The sequence below is a fragment of the Streptomyces sp. NPDC058045 genome, assembly GCF_042885635.1.
Taxonomy (GTDB): Bacteria; Actinomycetota; Actinomycetes; order Streptomycetales; family Streptomycetaceae; genus Streptomyces.
In genome coordinates, this window is record NZ_JBHVRR010000028.1 from 59141 (window position 1) to 75950 (window position 16810).

The 16810-nt window shown below is 73.0% G+C and carries 14 protein-coding genes; 11 read left to right on the forward strand and 3 right to left on the reverse strand.

Features of this window, described 5'->3' with window-relative positions; translation table 11 throughout:
- Positions 1 to 56: 56 nt before the first annotated feature.
- From ACFVST_RS18480 to ACFVST_RS18520, 9 genes are all read left to right on the forward strand, one after another.
- The gene (locus tag ACFVST_RS18480) at positions 57 to 1622 is read left to right on the forward strand and encodes a PucR family transcriptional regulator (RefSeq protein ID WP_390152667.1); all 1566 of its coding nucleotides are present in this window, start codon (positions 57 to 59) and stop codon (positions 1620 to 1622) included.
- Positions 1623 to 1769: 147 nt separating this feature from the next.
- Positions 1770 to 3215, forward strand: a complete 1446-nt coding sequence (locus ACFVST_RS18485; protein WP_390152669.1) for an aldehyde dehydrogenase family protein — start codon at positions 1770 to 1772, stop codon at positions 3213 to 3215.
- Between the two features lie 170 nt (positions 3216 to 3385).
- Entirely contained in the window at positions 3386 to 5350 is a 1965-nt protein-coding gene (locus ACFVST_RS18490) for an acyl-CoA dehydrogenase family protein (protein WP_390152672.1), read from the forward strand.
- A gap of 87 nt (positions 5351 to 5437) precedes the next feature.
- Positions 5438 to 6700, forward strand: coding sequence for a 1-deoxy-D-xylulose-5-phosphate reductoisomerase (gene dxr, locus ACFVST_RS18495; RefSeq protein WP_390152675.1), 1263 nt, complete (start codon positions 5438 to 5440; stop codon positions 6698 to 6700).
- Positions 6697 to 7998: a M50 family metallopeptidase gene (locus tag ACFVST_RS18500; protein ID WP_390152678.1), complete on the forward strand. Its 1302-nt coding sequence runs from the start codon at positions 6697 to 6699 to the stop codon at positions 7996 to 7998. The genes dxr and ACFVST_RS18500 overlap by 4 nt, the downstream gene beginning before the upstream one ends.
- 114 nt (positions 7999 to 8112) lie before the next feature.
- Positions 8113 to 9267 carry a flavodoxin-dependent (E)-4-hydroxy-3-methylbut-2-enyl-diphosphate synthase gene (ispG, locus tag ACFVST_RS18505; protein WP_390152680.1) on the forward strand — a complete coding sequence of 385 codons (1155 nt, stop codon included), beginning with the start codon at positions 8113 to 8115 and terminating at the stop codon, positions 9265 to 9267.
- A 158-nt stretch (positions 9268 to 9425) separates the two neighbouring features.
- On the forward strand, positions 9426 to 10274 hold the full coding sequence (locus ACFVST_RS18510) for a GNAT family N-acetyltransferase (RefSeq protein WP_390152683.1): 849 nt from the start codon (positions 9426 to 9428) through the stop codon (positions 10272 to 10274).
- A gap of 117 nt (positions 10275 to 10391) precedes the next feature.
- Positions 10392 to 10964 (forward strand): GNAT family N-acetyltransferase, encoded by a 573-nt coding sequence (locus ACFVST_RS18515; protein WP_390152686.1) that lies wholly within the window; start codon positions 10392 to 10394, stop codon positions 10962 to 10964.
- A gap of 87 nt (positions 10965 to 11051) precedes the next feature.
- A complete protein-coding gene (locus tag ACFVST_RS18520) occupies positions 11052 to 12758 on the forward strand; it encodes a proline--tRNA ligase (RefSeq protein ID WP_390152689.1) in 1707 nt (568 codons plus the stop codon).
- A gap of 79 nt (positions 12759 to 12837) precedes the next feature.
- Here the strand turns inward: ACFVST_RS18520 and ACFVST_RS18525 are convergent, their stop codons facing one another.
- From ACFVST_RS18525 to ACFVST_RS18535, 3 genes are all read right to left on the reverse strand, one after another.
- Positions 12838 to 13794: an aminoglycoside phosphotransferase family protein gene (locus tag ACFVST_RS18525; protein ID WP_390152692.1), complete on the reverse strand. Its 957-nt coding sequence runs from the start codon at positions 13792 to 13794 to the stop codon at positions 12838 to 12840.
- A 68-nt stretch (positions 13795 to 13862) separates the two neighbouring features.
- Complete coding sequence (locus ACFVST_RS18530) at positions 13863 to 14348, reverse strand: ferritin-like domain-containing protein (RefSeq protein WP_390152695.1); 486 nt, start codon at positions 14346 to 14348, stop codon at positions 13863 to 13865.
- Positions 14349 to 14362: 14 nt separating this feature from the next.
- Positions 14363 to 14914: a hypothetical protein gene (locus ACFVST_RS18535; RefSeq protein WP_390152697.1), complete on the reverse strand. Its 552-nt coding sequence runs from the start codon at positions 14912 to 14914 to the stop codon at positions 14363 to 14365.
- 301 nt (positions 14915 to 15215) lie between these two features.
- On the opposite strand from ACFVST_RS18535, the gene rimP reads away from it, so the two are divergent.
- Both rimP and nusA read left to right on the forward strand, forming a co-directional pair.
- Positions 15216 to 15761, forward strand: coding sequence for a ribosome maturation factor RimP (rimP, locus tag ACFVST_RS18540; RefSeq protein WP_390152700.1), 546 nt, complete (start codon positions 15216 to 15218; stop codon positions 15759 to 15761).
- A 2-nt stretch (positions 15762 to 15763) separates the two neighbouring features.
- A complete protein-coding gene (gene nusA, locus ACFVST_RS18545) occupies positions 15764 to 16759 on the forward strand; it encodes a transcription termination factor NusA (RefSeq protein ID WP_390152702.1) in 996 nt (331 codons plus the stop codon).
- Positions 16760 to 16810 lie beyond the last annotated feature (51 nt).

Here is a 16810-nt window from a genome sequence, read left to right on the forward strand (position 1 = left end):
TCGTACGTGGCGGCGAAAAGCATTCGTAGCTGTCGTTGATTCGAAGGCCCCGGCCCATGCCACCCACGCTCGCCTCGCTCGTCCACCACTCCGCGCTCAGGCTCACCGTGCGCGCCGGGGAGGACCGGCTGGACACCCCGGTCCGGTGGGCGCACGCCAGTGAACTGGCGGATCCGGTGGCCTATATGGACGGCGGGGAGCTGCTGCTGATCACCGCGCTCACGCTGGACGCCGAGGACCCCGAGGCCATGCGCGACTATGTGCGGCGGCTCGTCGGGGCGGGCGTCGCGGGGCTGGGCTTCGCCGTCGGGGTGCACTACGACGCGGTGCCCGAGGCCCTGGTGGGGGCGGCCACCGCTGAGGGTCTGCCGCTGCTGGAAGTGCCCCGGCGCACCCCGTTCATCGCCATCACCAAGGCGGTCTCCGCGGCCCTCGCCGCCGACCGGTACCGCGCCGTCACCGCCGGTTTCGCCGCCCAGCGCGAACTCACCAAACAGGCACTCGGAGAAGGCCCGGAGGGACTGCTCACCGCACTCGCCGCCCAGGTCGACGGCTGGGCCGCGCTCTACGACGCGGCGGGCACCGTGGTCGCCGCCGCCCCCGACTGGTCGCTGCGCCGCGCCGCCCGGCTCACCCCCGACGTGGAGCGGCTGCGGGAGCGGCCCGCGCCCGCCAGCGCCGTGGTCAGCGGCGCCGAGGACCGGGTGGAGCTGCACTCGCTGGGCACCGGGCGCCGCGCCCGCGCCGCCCTCGCCGTCGGCACCGAGGCCGCCCTCGGCACCGCGGAACGGTACGCGGTGCACTCGGCGATCGCCCTGCTCACCCTCACCACCGAACGCTCCCGCGCGCTGCACGCCGCCGAGCAGCGCATCGGCGCCGCCGTGCTGCGGATGCTGCTGGCGGGGGAGCCGGTGCACGCCCGCGCCGTCGCCGGGGACCTCTACGGCGGCCTCCTCGACGCCCCCTACCGCATGTTCATCGCCGAGGCCGCGCCCGCCGGCGGTACCGCGGAACCGCTCAACGCCCTGGTGGACGCCGCCGACGCGGCCGCGGCCCGCGCCGGGGAGGCGCTGCTCGTGGTGCCGGAGGGGGAGGGCCGGGTGGTGCTGCTCGCCGCGGACGGCGGCGCCGCGACCGCCGCCGGGACGGCCCACGCGCACACGGTGGAGGAGGCCCGCGGGCAGGAATCGGGCGGGCAGCTCGCCGTCGGACTGTCCGCGCCCGCCGGCCCGATCGCCGCCGCCTCCGCGTACAAGCAGGCCGAGCAGGCGCTCGCGGTGGCCCGGCGCCGCGGCCGCACCCTAGTCGAGCACGAGGAACTGGCCGCCGGCTCCGTCCTGCCCCTGCTCGACGTGGACGCGGTACGGGCCTTCGCCGACGGTCTGCTGCGCGCGCTGCGCGAACACGACGCCACCGGCCGCGGCGACCTCGTGGCCTCGCTGCGCGCCTGGCTCTCCCGGCACGGCCAGTGGGACGCGGCCGCCGCCGACCTGGGCGTACACCGGCACACCCTGCGCTACCGGATGCGCCGCGTCGAGGAGATCCTCGGCCGCTCCCTGGACGACCCGGACGTCCGGATGGAGCTGTGGCTCGCGCTGAAAGCCACCGTCGGCACCGACTGAGGACGCCGAGGCGGTCGGCCCCCGCCGCGACACTGCCGATCCGTAGCGCCCGGCCCGCCGACTACTACGTACCGGACAAACGCCACCGCCGTCCGGCGGCCCTACCGTGGGGGCGCACCCACCCGCCAGCGGAAAGGCCGGACCGACATGCCCTCCACCCACGCCTTCTGGCTCGCCGGCCGCCAGGCCACCGGAGAGACCACCTTCGACGTCACCAGCCCGTGGGACGGCCGGCACGTCGGCACCGTCGCGGTGCCCACCGACGCCCAGATCGAGGAGGCGGTCGCCGCCGCGTACGCCGTCCGTGAGTCCTTCGCCGCGACCCCGGCCCATGTGCGCGCCGCGGCCCTCACCCGGGTCGGCGAGCGGCTGGCGGAACGCGCCGAGGAGATCGCCGGGCTGATCTCCGCCGAGAACGGCAAGCCCGTCAAGTGGGCCCGCGGCGAGGTCGGCCGTGCCGTCTCCGTCTTCCGCTTCGCCGCCGAGGAGGCCCGCCGTTTCAACGGGGGCGAGGCCCAGCGGCTCGACACCGACGCCGGCGGCACCGGGCGCCTCGCCCTCACCCGCCGCTTCCCCAAGGGCGTCGTCCTCGGCATAGCGCCGTTCAACTTCCCGCTGAACCTCTGCGCCCACAAGATCGCCCCCGCGATCGCGGCCGGCGCCCCCATCATCCTCAAGCCGGCCCCCGCCACCCCGCTCTCCGCGCTGCTGCTGGGCGAACTGCTCGCCGAGACCGAACTCCCGGCCGGCTCCTGGTCGGTGCTGACGGTCGAGAACGACCGGATGCCCGCCCTGGTCCAGGACGAGCGGCTGCCGGTCATCTCCTTCACCGGCTCCGACAAGGTGGGCTACGCCATCATGGACTCGGTGCCGCGCAAGCACTGCACCCTGGAACTGGGCGGCAACGGCGCCGCGGTCGTCCTCGCCGACTACGCATCGGACGCCGACCTCGACCACGCCGCCGCCCGCATCGCCACCTTCGCCAACTACCAGGCCGGCCAGTCCTGCATCTCGGTGCAGCGCGTCATCGCCGACAGCTCCGTCTACGACCGGCTGCTGCCGCGGATCGGGTCCGCCGTCGCCGCCCAGGTCACCGGCGACCCCGCGGACGCCGCCACCGAGGTCGGCCCGCTGGTCAGCGAGGCGGCCGCGCGGCGTGTGGAGTCCTGGGTGGACGAGGCGGTCGCGGCCGGCGCCGAGCTGCTCACCGGCGGCAAGCGGGAGGGCGCCTCCTACGCCCCGACCGTCCTGGCCGGTGTCCCCGGCGGCGTCACCCTCGCCACCGAGGAGGTCTTCGGACCGGTCCTCACCGTCACCAGGGCCGAGGGCGAGCAGGCCGCCTTCGACGCCGTCAACGACTCCAAGTTCGGCCTCCAGGCAGGGGTGTTCACCCACGACCTGCAAGCCGCCTTCCGCGCCCACCGGGCCCTGGAGGTCGGCGGTGTCGTCATCGGCGACGTGCCGTCCTACCGCGCCGACCAGATGCCGTACGGCGGCGTCAAGCAGTCCGGCGTGGGCCGCGAGGGCGTCCGCTTCGCCATGGACGACTACACCTACGAGCGGGTCCTCGTCCTCACCGGGATCGACCTCTAGGGAGTGCGGGACGGGTCCGGCTCCGGCCGGGCCGGCGCCCGAACGCCCGTCCGGGCTGGTGGGGTGCGGCCCGAGGGGGTAGACACAGGCAGGAGGCAACAACGCAAGCCCGGCCGGGCCGGTACCCGGCTGCCCCCGCCCCCCTCGATCCGCGGTGAGGTGACCTCCTCGTGTCCGCATCAACCTCGCAGTCCACCCCCACCGGCGTCCCGGCCGGCAGCGGTGTCACCGAGCGGGAGGCCCGGCAGGTCGCCGAGGCCGCCCGCGAACGGGACTGGCACAAGCCGAGCTTCGCCAAGGAACTCTTCCTCGGCCGCTTCCGCCTGGACCTCATCCACCCGCACCCGCTGCCCGACGCCGAGGACGAGCGCCGCGGCCGGGCCTTCCTCGAACGGCTCCGCACCTTCTGCGAGCAGCACGTGGACGCCGCCCGCATCGAACGCGAGTCCCGCATCCCCGACGAGACCATCGCCGGGCTCAAGGAACTCGGCGCCCTCGGCATGAAGATCCCCACCGAGTACGGCGGCCTCGGGCTCACCCAGCTCTCCTACAACAGGGCGCTGGCACTGGCCGGTTCGGCCAGTCCCGCCATCGGCGCGCTGCTCTCCGCGCACCAGTCGATCGGCGTACCGCAGCCGGTGATGCAGTTCGGCACCCAGGCGCAGAAGGACGCCTTCCTGCCGCGCTGCGCCACCACCGACATCTCCGCCTTCCTGCTCACCGAGCCGGACGTCGGCTCCGACCCGGCCCGCCTCGCCACCACCGCCGTACCCGACGGCGAGGAGTACGTGCTGGACGGGGTGAAGCTGTGGACGACCAACGGGGTCGTCGCCGACCTGCTGGTCGTCATGGCGCGAGTGCCCCGATCCGAGGGGCACCCCGGCGGCATCACCGCCTTCGTGGTGGAGGCCGGCTCCGAGGGCGTCACCGTCGAGCACCGCAACGCCTTCATGGGGCTGCGCGGCATCGAGAACGGCGTCACCCGCTTCCACCAGGTCCGTGTCCCCGCCGCCCACCGCCTCGGCCCCGAGGGCAGCGGCCTGAAGATCGCCCTCACCACCCTCAACACCGGCCGGCTCTCCCTGCCCGCGATGTGCGCCGGCGCCGGCAAGTGGGCGCTGAAGATCGCCCGCGAGTGGTCCGGGGAGCGGGAGCAGTGGGGGCGGCCCGTCGCACGGCATGAGGCGGTCGGCGGCAAGATCTCCTTCATCGCGGCCACCACCTTCGCCCTGGAGGCCGTCGTCGACCTCGCCTCCCAGATGGCCGACGAGAACCGCAACGACATCCGTATCGAAGCCGCCCTGGCCAAGCTGTACGGCTCCGAGATGGCCTGGCTGATCGCGGACGAGCTGGTGCAGATCCGCGGCGGGCGCGGCTACGAGACCGCCGAGTCGCTGGCCGCCCGCGGTGAACGGGCCGTCCCCGCCGAGCAGATGCTGCGCGACATGCGCATCAACCGCATCTTCGAGGGCTCCACCGAGATCATGCATCTGATGATCGCGCGGGAGGCGGTGGACGCCCATCTGTCCGTCGCCGGTGACCTGGTGGACCCGGACACCTCCCTCACCGACAAGGCCCGCGCCGGCGCCCGGGCCGGCGGCTTCTACGCCCGCTGGCTCCCCGGACTCATCACCGGCCCCGGCCAACTCCCGCGTTCCTACGCCGAGTTCAACCCGCACGGCCACGCGGACCTGGCCCGCCATCTGCGCTATGTGGAACGCGCCGCCCGCCGCCTGGCCCGCGCCACCTTCTACGGCATGTCCCGCTGGCAGGGCCGGATGGAGACCAAGCAGGGCTTCCTCGGCCGCGTCGTGGACATCGGCGCCGAACTCTTCGCGATGAGCGCCGCCTGCGTACGCGCCGAACTCCTGCGCGGCCGCGGCGAACACGGCCGCGAGGCGTACCAACTCGCCGACGCCTTCTGCCGGCAGGCCCGCATCCGCACCGAGGAACTCTTCGGACGGCTCTGGACCAACACCGACGACCTGGACCGCAAGGTGGTCCGCGGCGTCCTCGGCGGCGCCTACACCTGGCTGGAGGACGGCGTCCTCGACCCCAGCGGCGACGGCCCCTGGATCGCCGACACCACCCCGGGCCCCGCCCGCACCCCCGACGTCCACCGCACCCTGCGCTGACGACACCGGCCCGCACCGGGGCGCCCCCTTCGTACCGAACGGGGCGCCCCGGCTCCGGCGCCCGGCGGGAGACGACACAATGGGGGGATGAGCGACAGCCCAGCCCCCCTCGCGGATCCGCACCGCCTCTTCGCCCCGGACGAGGACCCCACCGCGCCCCGTGACATCGTCATCCTCGGATCCACCGGTTCGATCGGCACCCAGGCCGTCGACCTGGTGCTCCGCAACCCCGACCGGTTCCGGGTGACCGCGCTGTCCGCCGCCGGCGGCCGGGTCGGCCTCCTCGCCGAGCAGGCCCACCGGTTGCGCGTCGACACCGTGGCCGTCGCCCGCGAGGACGCCGCCGCCCCCCTGAAGGAAGCACTCCGCGGCCGCTTCGGTCCCGGCGGACCGCTCCCCGAAGTGCTGGCGGGACCCGACGCGGCCACCGCCGTCGCCGCCGGCGACTGCCACACCGTGCTCAACGGCATCACCGGCTCCATCGGACTGGCCCCCACCCTCGCCGCCCTCAAAGCGGGCCACACCCTGGCGCTCGCCAACAAGGAGTCGCTCATCGTCGGCGGCCCGCTGGTCAAGGAGCTCGCCGCCCCCGGCCAGATCATCCCGGTCGACTCCGAGCACGCCGCGCTCTTCCAGGCCCTCGCCGCGGGCCCCCGCAGCGAGGTCCGCAAGCTGGTCGTCACCGCCTCCGGCGGCCCGTTCCGCGGGCGCACCAAGGCGGACCTGGCGCGGGTCACCCCCGAGGACGCGCTGGCCCACCCCACCTGGGTGATGGGCCCCGTCATCACCGTCAACTCGGCGACCCTCGTCAACAAGGGCCTGGAGGTCATCGAGGCCCATCTGCTGTACGACATCCCCTTCGAGCAGATCGAGGTCGTCGTCCACCCCCAGTCGTATGTGCACTCCATGGTGGAGTTCTGCGACGGGTCCACGCTCGCGCAGGCCACGCCGCCCGATATGCGCGGTCCGATCGCGCTCGGGCTCGGCTGGCCGCGGCGGGTGCCCGACGCGGCGCCCGCCTTCGACTGGACCCGGGCTTCGAGTTGGGAGTTCTTCCCGCTGGACACCGAGGCCTTCCCCGCGGTGGAGTTGGCCCGGCACGTGGGGCGGCTCGCGGGCACCGCCCCGGCGGTGTTCAATGCCGCCAACGAGGAGTGCGTCGACGCGTTCCTGAACGGCGCGCTGCCGTTCAACGGGATCATGGAGACCGTCACCGAGGTCGTCACCGAACACGGCACCCCCGGAACGGGAACCTCCCTCACCGTCGCGGACGTCCTCGAAGCGGAGACCTGGGCGCGCGCCCGCGCCCGGGAACTGACCGGCAAGGCGATCGCGGAGGCCCGCGCATGACGATCCTGATGACGATCCTCGGCATAGTCGTCTTCGCGGTCGGACTGCTCATCTCCATCGCCTGGCACGAGTTGGGGCACCTCTCCACGGCCAAGCTCTTCGGCATCCGCGTCCCCCAGTACATGGTGGGCTTCGGCCCCACCGTGTGGTCGCGGAAGAAGGGCGACACCGAGTACGGCCTGAAGGCGGTGCCGCTCGGCGGGTACATCCGCATGATCGGCATGTTCCCGCCCGGCCCCGACGGCCGGCTCGAAGCCCGCTCCACCTCGCCGTGGCGCGGCATGATCGAGGACGCCCGCTCCGCCGCCTTCGAGGAACTCCGGCCCGGCGACGAGTCCCGCCTCTTCTACACGCGCAAGCCGTGGAAGCGGGTCATCGTGATGTTCGCGGGCCCCTTCATGAACCTGATCCTCGCCGTGGCGATCTTCCTCGGTGTGATGATGACGTTCGGCGTGCAGACCCAGACCACCACCGTCGGCAAGGTCTCCGACTGCGTCATCCAGCAGAGCGAGCAGCGCACCACCTGCAAGAAGGGCGACAAGCCGACCCCCGCCAAGGCCGCGGGCCTCCAGGCCGGGGACAAGATCGTCGCCTTCGACGGCAAGCCGGTGCAGGACTGGTCCGCCCTCCAGGCCTCCATCCGCGACACCATCGGCCCCGCCACCGTCACCGTGGAACGCGACGGCCAACGGCAGGTCCTCAAGGCCGAGTTGATCCGCAACCAGGTCAGCAAGACCGACGGCAACGGCGGCTACATAGACGGCAAGTACGTCTACGCCGGCTTCCTCGGCTTCAGCCCCGCCTCCGGCGTCGTCCCGCAGTCCTTCGGCCAGTCCGCGAACCGCATGGGCGACATGATGGAGAACGGCGTGCACTCGCTGGTCTCCCTGCCGTCGAAGATCCCCGCCCTGTGGAACGCGGCCTTCGGCGACGGGCCCCGTGAGCCGGACTCCCCGATGGGAGTGGTGGGCGCCGCCCGCGTCGGCGGCGAGGTCTTCACCCTGGACATCCCGCCGGAGAACCAGATCGCGATGATGCTGTTCCTGGTCGCCGGCTTCAACCTGTCGCTGTTCCTCTTCAACATGCTGCCGCTGCTGCCGCTCGACGGCGGGCACATCGCGGGCGCCCTCTGGGAGGCGGTGCGGCGCCACACCGCCCGCCTCTTCCGGCGGCCCGACCCGGGCCCGTTCGACGTGGCGAAGCTGATGCCGGTCGCCTATGTGGTGGCGGGGATCTTCATCTGCTTCACCGTGCTGGTCCTCGTCGCCGATGTGGTCAACCCGGTGAAGATCTCCTGACGCCCCTCCGTCCGCCCCGCGGTGAGGTGCCCGGGGCGGATGCGGTGCCGTAATCTCGGTCCGTGAGCCCGCCGCTCACCCGGTCACCATCCACACCTTGGGGTTGCACAGCAGATGACTGCGATTTCGCTCGGTATGCCGTCCGTTCCGACCAAGCTCGCGGAGCGCCGCAAGAGCCGGCAGATCCAGGTGGGTTCGGTCGCGGTGGGCGGGGACGCGCCGGTGTCGGTGCAGTCGATGACGACGACCCGCACCTCCGATGTGGGGGCGACGCTCCAGCAGATCGCGGAACTGACGGCGTCGGGCTGCCAGATCGTGCGGGTCGCGTGCCCGACGCAGGACGACGCGGACGCGCTGGCGACGATCGCCCGCAAGTCGCAGATCCCGGTGATCGCCGACATCCACTTCCAGCCGAAGTACGTCTTCGCGGCGATCGACGCGGGGTGCGCCGCGGTGCGGGTGAACCCGGGGAACATCAAGCAGTTCGACGACAAGGTGCGGGAGATCGCCCGGGCGGCGAAGGAGGCGGGCACCCCGATCCGGATCGGGGTGAACGCGGGCTCGCTGGACCGGCGGCTGCTGGAGAAGTACGGGAAGGCGACACCGGAGGCGCTGGCGGAGTCGGCGCTGTGGGAGGCGTCGCTGTTCGAGGAGCACGACTTCCGGGACATCAAGATCTCGGTGAAGCACAACGACCCCGTGGTCATGGTGAACGCCTACCGGCTGCTGGCCGAGCGCTGCGACTACCCCCTGCACCTCGGGGTGACGGAGGCGGGCCCCGCGTTCCAGGGGACCATCAAGTCCGCGGTCGCCTTCGGCGCGTTGCTGAGCGAGGGCATCGGGGACACGATCCGGGTCTCCCTGTCGGCGCCGCCGGTGGAGGAGATCAAGGTCGGCAACCAGATCCTGGAGTCGCTGGGGCTGCGGCCGCGGCGGCTGGAGATCGTGTCCTGCCCGTCGTGCGGCCGGGCGCAGGTGGATGTGTACAAGTTGGCGGAGGAGGTCACCGCGGGACTTGAGGGCATGGAGGTGCCGCTGCGGGTGGCCGTGATGGGGTGCGTGGTGAACGGTCCGGGGGAGGCGCGGGAGGCGGATCTTGGAGTGGCCTCCGGCAACGGGAAGGGTCAGATCTTCGTCAAGGGCGAGGTGATCCGCACGGTGCCGGAGTCGAAGATCGTGGAGACGCTGATCGACGAGGCGATGAAGATCGCCGAGCAGATGGAGAAGGACGGCGTCGCCTCCGGCGAACCCGAGGTCTCCGTGAGCTGATCCGACGACTGCCGCGCGGTCGCCCGACCGGCCGCGCGGCAGCCAGAGGTGCCTCCCCGATCACTGCGGGCCGACCCCACCAAGATCGAGGAGACGCCCCCGGGCCCGCCGGGTACAGTGCGGAAACCAGTAGCCCGCAATGGTGAGGCCCCGCGAATTTGTTGACACACACCACCACCAGGGTCCTCGAACCCAGCGACCTCGACGCCGCACTCGCCGTGCTGGCCCGCGAGCCGGTCGCCAACGCCTTCGTCGCCTCCCGGGTGCATGTCGCGGGACTCGACCCCTGGCGCCTCGGCGGCGAGATGTGGGGCTGGTACAGCGACGGCATCCTCGAATCCCTCTGCTACGCGGGCGCCAATCTGGTGCCGCTCTGCGCCGGACCCGAAGCCGTCCGCGCCTTCGCCGACCGCGCCCGTCGCGCGGGCCGCCGCTGCTCCTCCATCGTCGGCCCCGCGGAAGCCACCGCCCGCCTCTGGCGGCTGCTCGAACCGTCCTGGGGTCCCGCCCGCGACGTCCGCGCCCACCAGCCCCTCATGGTCACCGACCGCCTCCCGGCCCACATCACCCCCGACCCGTATGTGCGCCGCGTCCGCAAGGACGAGATGGAGACGATCATGCCGGCCTGCGTGGCGATGTTCACCGAGGAGGTCGGCGTCTCCCCGCTCGCCGGGGACGGCGGACTCCTCTACCAGGCGCGCGTCGCCGAACTCGTGGGCTCCGGGCGGGCGTTCGCGCGGATCGGAGCGGACGGCCAGGTCCTCTTCAAGGCCGAGATCGGCGCCGCGACCTCCGAGGCCTGCCAGATCCAGGGCGTCTGGGTCGCCCCCGAGTACCGCGGCCGCGGCCTCGCCGCCCCCGGGATGGCCGCCGTACTGCGGTACGCCTTCGCCGACATCGCCCCCGTCGCCAGCCTCTACGTCAACGACTTCAACACGCCTGCCCGCGCCGCCTATCGACGGGTCGGCTTCCAGGAGACCGGGGCCTTCATGAGCGTGCTCTTCTGAACGGCGCCGCGGGCGGAACGGTTCACCACCGCGCCCCGCGAAGTGCCGTGCCGGGCGGGCCCGGGCGGCGAACCCTGCCGGTCATGGCACCGACCGCCCGAGGGTAGTCTCCCCGACATGCTGCGCATCCCCGGCCGAAGGGCCCGCACCGGCGACGAGCAGGTGGCCATCGCCCCCCTCGACCTGGCCGCCCGCGTCGACGAGGCCCTCGCCGTCCAGGCCCACGCCTTCGGACTCAGCGACGAGGAGATCAACGTCCGCCGGCAGATCATGCTGCGGCACATGACCTACCCGGGCGCCCAGGCCCTCGGCGCCGTACGCGAGGACGGCCGCCTCGTCGGCTTCGTCTACGGAATGCCCAACGACCGCGTCCACTGGTGGTCCACCGTCGTCGAGCCGTATCTGCGCACCCAGGGCCACGACGGCTGGCTGGACGACGCCTTCGTCATCACCGAGCTCCACGTCCTGCCCGGCTACCAGAACCACGGGGTGGGCCGCGCCCTCATCACCACCCTCACCGACGCCGTCCCCAACCCCCGCTCCATCCTCTCCGCCATCGACACCGACAGCCCCGCCCGCGGCCTCTACCGCTCCCTCGGCTACCAGGACCTGGCCCGCAGAGTGCAGTTCCCCGGCGCCCCCCGCCCCTACGCCGTGATGGGCGCCCCGCTGCCGCTGCGCCGCCGCTGAACTCCCTCGACCGGGTAATGGATTTCCACCCGCAGCGGCCCCCCGGCTAACCTCGTGGCCATCACCCTTTCGTAGCAGGAGATCACCATGGCCCAGGTCCAGCGCATGTCCCGATTGATGGTCAAGACACTGCGCGACGACCCGGCGGACGCCGAGACCCTGAGCCACAAGCTCCTGGTCCGCGCCGGCTATGTGCGCCGGAACTCCGCGGGGATCTGGTCCTGGCTGCCCCTCGGCAAGAAGGTCCTGGAGAACGTCTCCCGTGTGGTCCGCGAGGAGATGGACGCGATCGGCGCCCAGGAAGTGCTCCTCCCCGCCCTCCTGCCGAAGGAGCCCTACGAGGCCTCCGGCCGCTGGGAGGAGTACGGCGACCTCCTCTTCCGCCTCCAGGACCGCAAGGGCGGCGACTACCTCCTCGGCCCCACCCACGAGGAGATCTTCACCCTCGTCGTCAAGGACCAGTGCACGTCCTACAAGGACCTGCCGGTCATGCTCTACCAGATCCAGACCAAGTACCGCGACGAGGCCCGGCCCCGCTCCGGGGTGCTGCGCGGCCGCGAGTTCCAGATGAAGGACTCGTACTCTTTCGACACCAGCGACGAGGGCCTCGCCGAGTCCTATGCGCTGCACCGGGAGGCGTACCGGAAGATCTTCGGCCGGCTCGGCCTGGACTACCGGATCGTGTCCGCGGTGTCCGGTGCGATGGGCGGCTCCGCCTCCGAGGAGTTCCTCGCCCCGGCCGCCGCCGGCGAGGACACCTTCGCCGACTGCCCGCACTGCGACTACGCGGCCAACACCGAGGCCGTCGTCTACAAGGCGGCCCCCGACGAGCAGGCCGGGAAGACCGGGCCCGGTGCCATGGAGGAGCTGGACACTCCGGACACCCCCACCATCGAGACCCTCGCCGAGTACCTCGGGGTGCCCGCCTCGGCCACCCTGAAGAACCTCCTGGTCAAGGTCGACAAGGAGATCGTCGCGGTGGGCGTGCCCGGGGACCGCGAGGTCGACCTCGGCAAGCTCGGCGAGCACCTCGCGCCCGCCGTCGTCGACCTGGTCACTGCCGAGGACTTCGAGGACCGCCCCGACCTGGTCCGCGGCTATGTCGGCCCGCAGGGCCTGGAGAAGGTCCGCTATATCGCCGACCCGCGCATCGCCCCCGGCACCGCCTGGATCACCGGCGCCAACAAGCCCGGCAAGCACGCCCGCGACGTCGTCTGCGGCCGGGACTTCGAGGTGGACGACTACCTCGACGTGGTCGTCGTCGAGGAGGGCGACCCCTGCCCCAACTGCGGCACCGGGCTCAAGCTGGACCGCGCCATCGAGATCGGCCACATCTTCCAGCTCGGCCGCAAGTACGCCGACACCTTCCAGCTCGACGTCCTCGGCCAGAACGGCAAGCCGGTCCGCGTCACCATGGGCTCCTACGGCATCGGCGTCTCCCGCGCCGTCGCCGCCCTCGCCGAGCAGACTGCCGACGAGCAGGGCCTCTGCTGGCCCAGGGAGGTCGCCCCGGCGGATGTGCACATCGTCGCCGCGGGCAAGGCCGTCCAGACCGAACTCGCCCTGGAGTTGGGCGCGCAGCTCGGCGAGGCCGGACTGCGGGTCATCGTGGACGACCGGGCCGGTGTCTCGCCGGGCGTGAAGTTCACCGACTCCGAGCTGATCGGCGTGCCCACCATCGTGGTCGCGGGCCGCCGGGCCGCGGACGGCGTGGTCGAACTGAAGGACCGCCGCACCGGCGAGCGCGAGGAACTGCCCGCCGCCGAAGCCCTGGCCCGCCTCACCTCCGCCTGACCGACCCGGCCGCAGCGGACGGCGGCCCGGCCCCGGGGAGACCCGGGCCCGCCGTCCGCTGCCGTCCGCCTCGCCATGCTCACAGCCAGGTGGCGAACTCCAGCAGCAGTTCGGCGTCCGCGGTCCGCCCCAGACGCAGGGCGCGGGTGCCCGACTCCACCGCACGGAACAGCGTCCACCCGCGCAGCCGCTCCACATCGACCTCCAGCGACTCCGCGAGCCGCTTCACCCGGCGCCGGGTCACCGCCGCCCCGGACGGCGCCGCGATCAGGTCCTCCACCCGGTCCCGCACCAGCCGCGCCAGATCGAAGGCCGGCTCACCCACCACCGGATCCGGGCCGACCGCCAGCCACGGCATCCGGTCCGCCGCCAGCACCTTGCTCTGCCGGAACGTGCCGTGCAGCAGCCGGGCGGCACCGGGCTCGGCGAGCAGTTCCTCGCGGGCGGCCAGTGCCGCGTCCACCAGGCGCCCGGCACCGCTCTCGTCCCCCTCGGCGGCCGCGGTCCGGCGCATCGCCGCCGCCTGCCGCCCGGTACGCGCGGCCACCGTCTCGAAGTCATGCCCGCCGGGCGGCTCCACCCACAGCCGGCGCAGCGTCCCCGCCGCCTCCAGCATCGACTTCGCCTCCGGCAGCGACCGTACGGACACATCGGGGCGCAGCTTCTCCAGCAGCAGTACGCCACCGGCATCGGGGCCGGAGCCAGCACCGCCGCCGCCCGCGTCGCCGCCGTCCAGCAGCCGGACCGCGCCGAAGCCGTCCCAGCAGGTCAGGGCGGCACGTTCGGCGGCCGGGCGGAAACGATTCGGCGCCAGCTTCAGCACCGCGGGCGACCCGTCGGCCCGCCGCACCAGCACCACCAGGCTGGACCGCCCACCCGGCGCGTGGACCCGCTCCACCACCAGATCCAGCTCGTCCACGACCCGGGGCAGCAGCTCGGGCAACCCCGCCAGCCACCGCCCGCCGCCCTCCCCGCCGCCCTCACGCCGCGCTTCGTCGAGTGCCCGGACGAGACGCCGCGGCGGTTCGAAAGCCATACCCGAGTAGTCCCCTTCCCAACGGCCCGGCAGTCCACCGGGCTCAACTGCCGCCTGCGGCACGGGTTTCAGGGTCGCGGTGGGGCGGCCACCGAGGCGTCGGGTGCGGTGCCCTGCCGCTCCGCCAGACCTGGGAAGGCTACGCTGCCGCCCCGCCACCGCACCGCCCGTACCGCGGCCGCCTGCAACGAGCGGGCCGCCTCCGCCCGCCGCCGTCCGGACGCGGCCCGCACCAGATCCGCGTAGGCCCCGGCGACCTTGTCCTCCAACTCCGCTGCCAGCCCGGCCGCGCCGCCCGCGTCGGACACCGCGAACGGCAGCACATAGCCCGCGGCGGCCGACACCGGGCTCGCCCCCAGATCGCGGCTGGCCCGGGCCAGCGCGTCACGGGCCGCACGGTGGCCGTCGTAGGCGGCACGCGCCTCGGCCCGCCGGTCCTCGCCGATCTTGCCGCCGACCACGCCGTACCCGTACACCGCGGCGTGCTCGGCGGCCAACGCGGCCTGTACGGCGGCCAGTTCGGACTTCTTGCGGTCCTTCGGCGCTTGGTCCACGGCAGTCGTCCTCGTCACCGGGCCTCCCCGGCTGATGAGCCCGCCGAGAGCAGGTAGGCGTGGCCCGCGCCGGCGGCGGCCACCGAGGCGAGCAGCCGTGCCAGTTCGGCGGGGGCGTCCGCCAGGGCGCTCGTACGACGGGCGATCAGCTTCCGCTCGGCCCCGGCCAGCATGGCCCGCGCGCCCTGCTCGTCCCGGGGCACCTCGGGCCGGTCCGCGGCGGTCGCGGAGGGGGAGCCGGACGGCGACGCGGAGGCGGTCGGTCCGGCGGCGCCGTGCCGGGCGCCGAGTACCGAGGCGTGCCGGGCGACCTCCGCGCGCAGCGGCGCCAGCAGCCCCCGCAGTCCCGGATGCACCTTGAGCACCGCGTCGTAACGCGCCAGCAGCGCCCGGCTGTCCGCGGCGGCGGCCGTACCGAGCCGCTCGGCCTGCGAGGCACGGGCCGCGGGCTCGGCGCCGCCGTCGGTGCAACCGGTCAGCAGCAGCGCACCCGAGCCCGCGGCCCCGGTGAGAACACTTCGTCTTCGCGGCCCGCTGGGGGCCCGCGTCGGCAGGGGGTACGGCACGGCACACGTCCTCGTGGGGGCCGGGGCGCGGGGGCGCACCGGAACTGGCTCGGCGGGAGAGGGGCGCCCCGGTTCATCCGTCGAACAGAAAGGCGTCAACCCAGCGGTCACCGTACCCGCGTCAGGTCGTGCGCTCCGTCAGCGGCTCGGCGGGTGCCGCCGCATGGCGGTCCGTCCGGCCCCCGCGCGGACCTGCCGGTGCACCCCCCCGGTGGACGGCAACACCCCTGCGGACCCGATACGCTTTGAAGCAGACACGCGACCTTCCGACAACAGCACACGCGGCCGAGGAGTCACCCGGATGAGCACCACCCAGAGCGAGAGGCTGCGAGAACTTCTGGAGCCACTCGTCGGCTCCAGGGAGCTGGACCTCGAAGAGATCACCGTGACCCCGGCCGGTAAGCGCCGTGTGCTCCGTGTCGTGGTCGACTCGGACGCGGGTGTGCTGCTCGACACCTGCGCCGAACTGAGCAGGGAGATCTCCGACAAGCTGGACGCCGCCGACGCCATGGGCGAGGCCGAGTACGTCCTGGAGGTCACCTCGCCCGGGGCGGACCGCCCCCTCACCGAGCACCGGCACTTCCGCCGCTCCGTCGGCCGGCTGGTGAAGTTCCAGTTGACGCCCGAGGGGAAGGAGCGGGCCGGTGCAGGGGAGCTGACCGCCCGTATCCAGACCGTGGACGAGGACGGGATGGACGTCGAGGTGCCCGGGGTGAAGGGCCGCAAGCCCACCGGGCGGCGGCTCGCCTTCGGTGAGGTCGCCAAGGCGCGTGTGGAGATCGAGTTCAACCGCAAGGACAAGGGCGCTCCGGGCGCCGGCGGCACCGAAGAAACCGAGGAGGCGTAGCCGTGGACATCGACATGAGTGCCCTGCGGGGCTTGGTCAGGGAGAAGGAGATCTCCTTCGACCTGCTGGTCGAGGCGATCGAGTCGGCCCTCCTCATCGCCTACCACCGCACCGAGGGAAGCCGCCGCGACGCCCGCGTCGAACTGGACCGGCAGAGCGGGCATGTGACGGTCTGGGCGAAGGAGCAGCCCGAGGACCTGGAGGAGGGGCAGTCGCCCCGCGAGTTCGACGACACCCCGTCCGGTTTCGGCCGGATCGCGGCGACCACCGCCAAGCAGGTCATCCTGCAGCGGCTGCGGGACGCCGAGGACGACGTCACGCTCGGCGAGTACGCGGGCCGGGAGGGCGACATCGTCACCGGTGTCGTGCAGCAGGGCCGCGACCCCAAGAACGTCCTGGTCGACATCGGCAAGCTGGAGGCCATCCTGCCGGTGCAGGAGCAGGTGCCCGGTGAGACGTACACGCACGGGATGCGGCTGCGGTCGTATGTGGTGCGGGTGGCGAAGGGGGTGCGCGGTCCGTCGGTGACGCTCTCGCGGACCCATCCCAATCTGGTGAAGAAGCTGTTCTCGCTGGAGGTCCCGGAGATCGCGGACGGTTCGGTCGAGATCGCCGCGATCGCCCGCGAGGCCGGCCACCGCACCAAGATCGCGGTGCGTTCGGTGCGGTCCGGCCTCAACGCCAAGGGCGCCTGCATCGGCCCGATGGGCGGCCGGGTGCGCAATGTGATGGGGGAGCTGGGCGGCGAGAAGATCGACATCGTCGACTGGTCGGACGACCCGGCGGAGATGGTGGGCAACGCGCTCTCCCCGGCCCGGGTCTCCAAGGTGGAGATCGTGGACCTGGGCGCCCGCTCGGCCCGCGTCACGGTCCCCGACTACCAACTCTCCCTGGCCATCGGCAAGGAGGGGCAGAACGCCCGTCTCGCCGCCCGGCTCACCGGCTGGCGGATCGATATCCGGCCGGACACCGAGCCCTCGGAGAAGCCCGCCGAGTAGGCCCGGGGCGGCGGCCCACCCACAAGATCAGGACAACGTCTGTTCGATTCC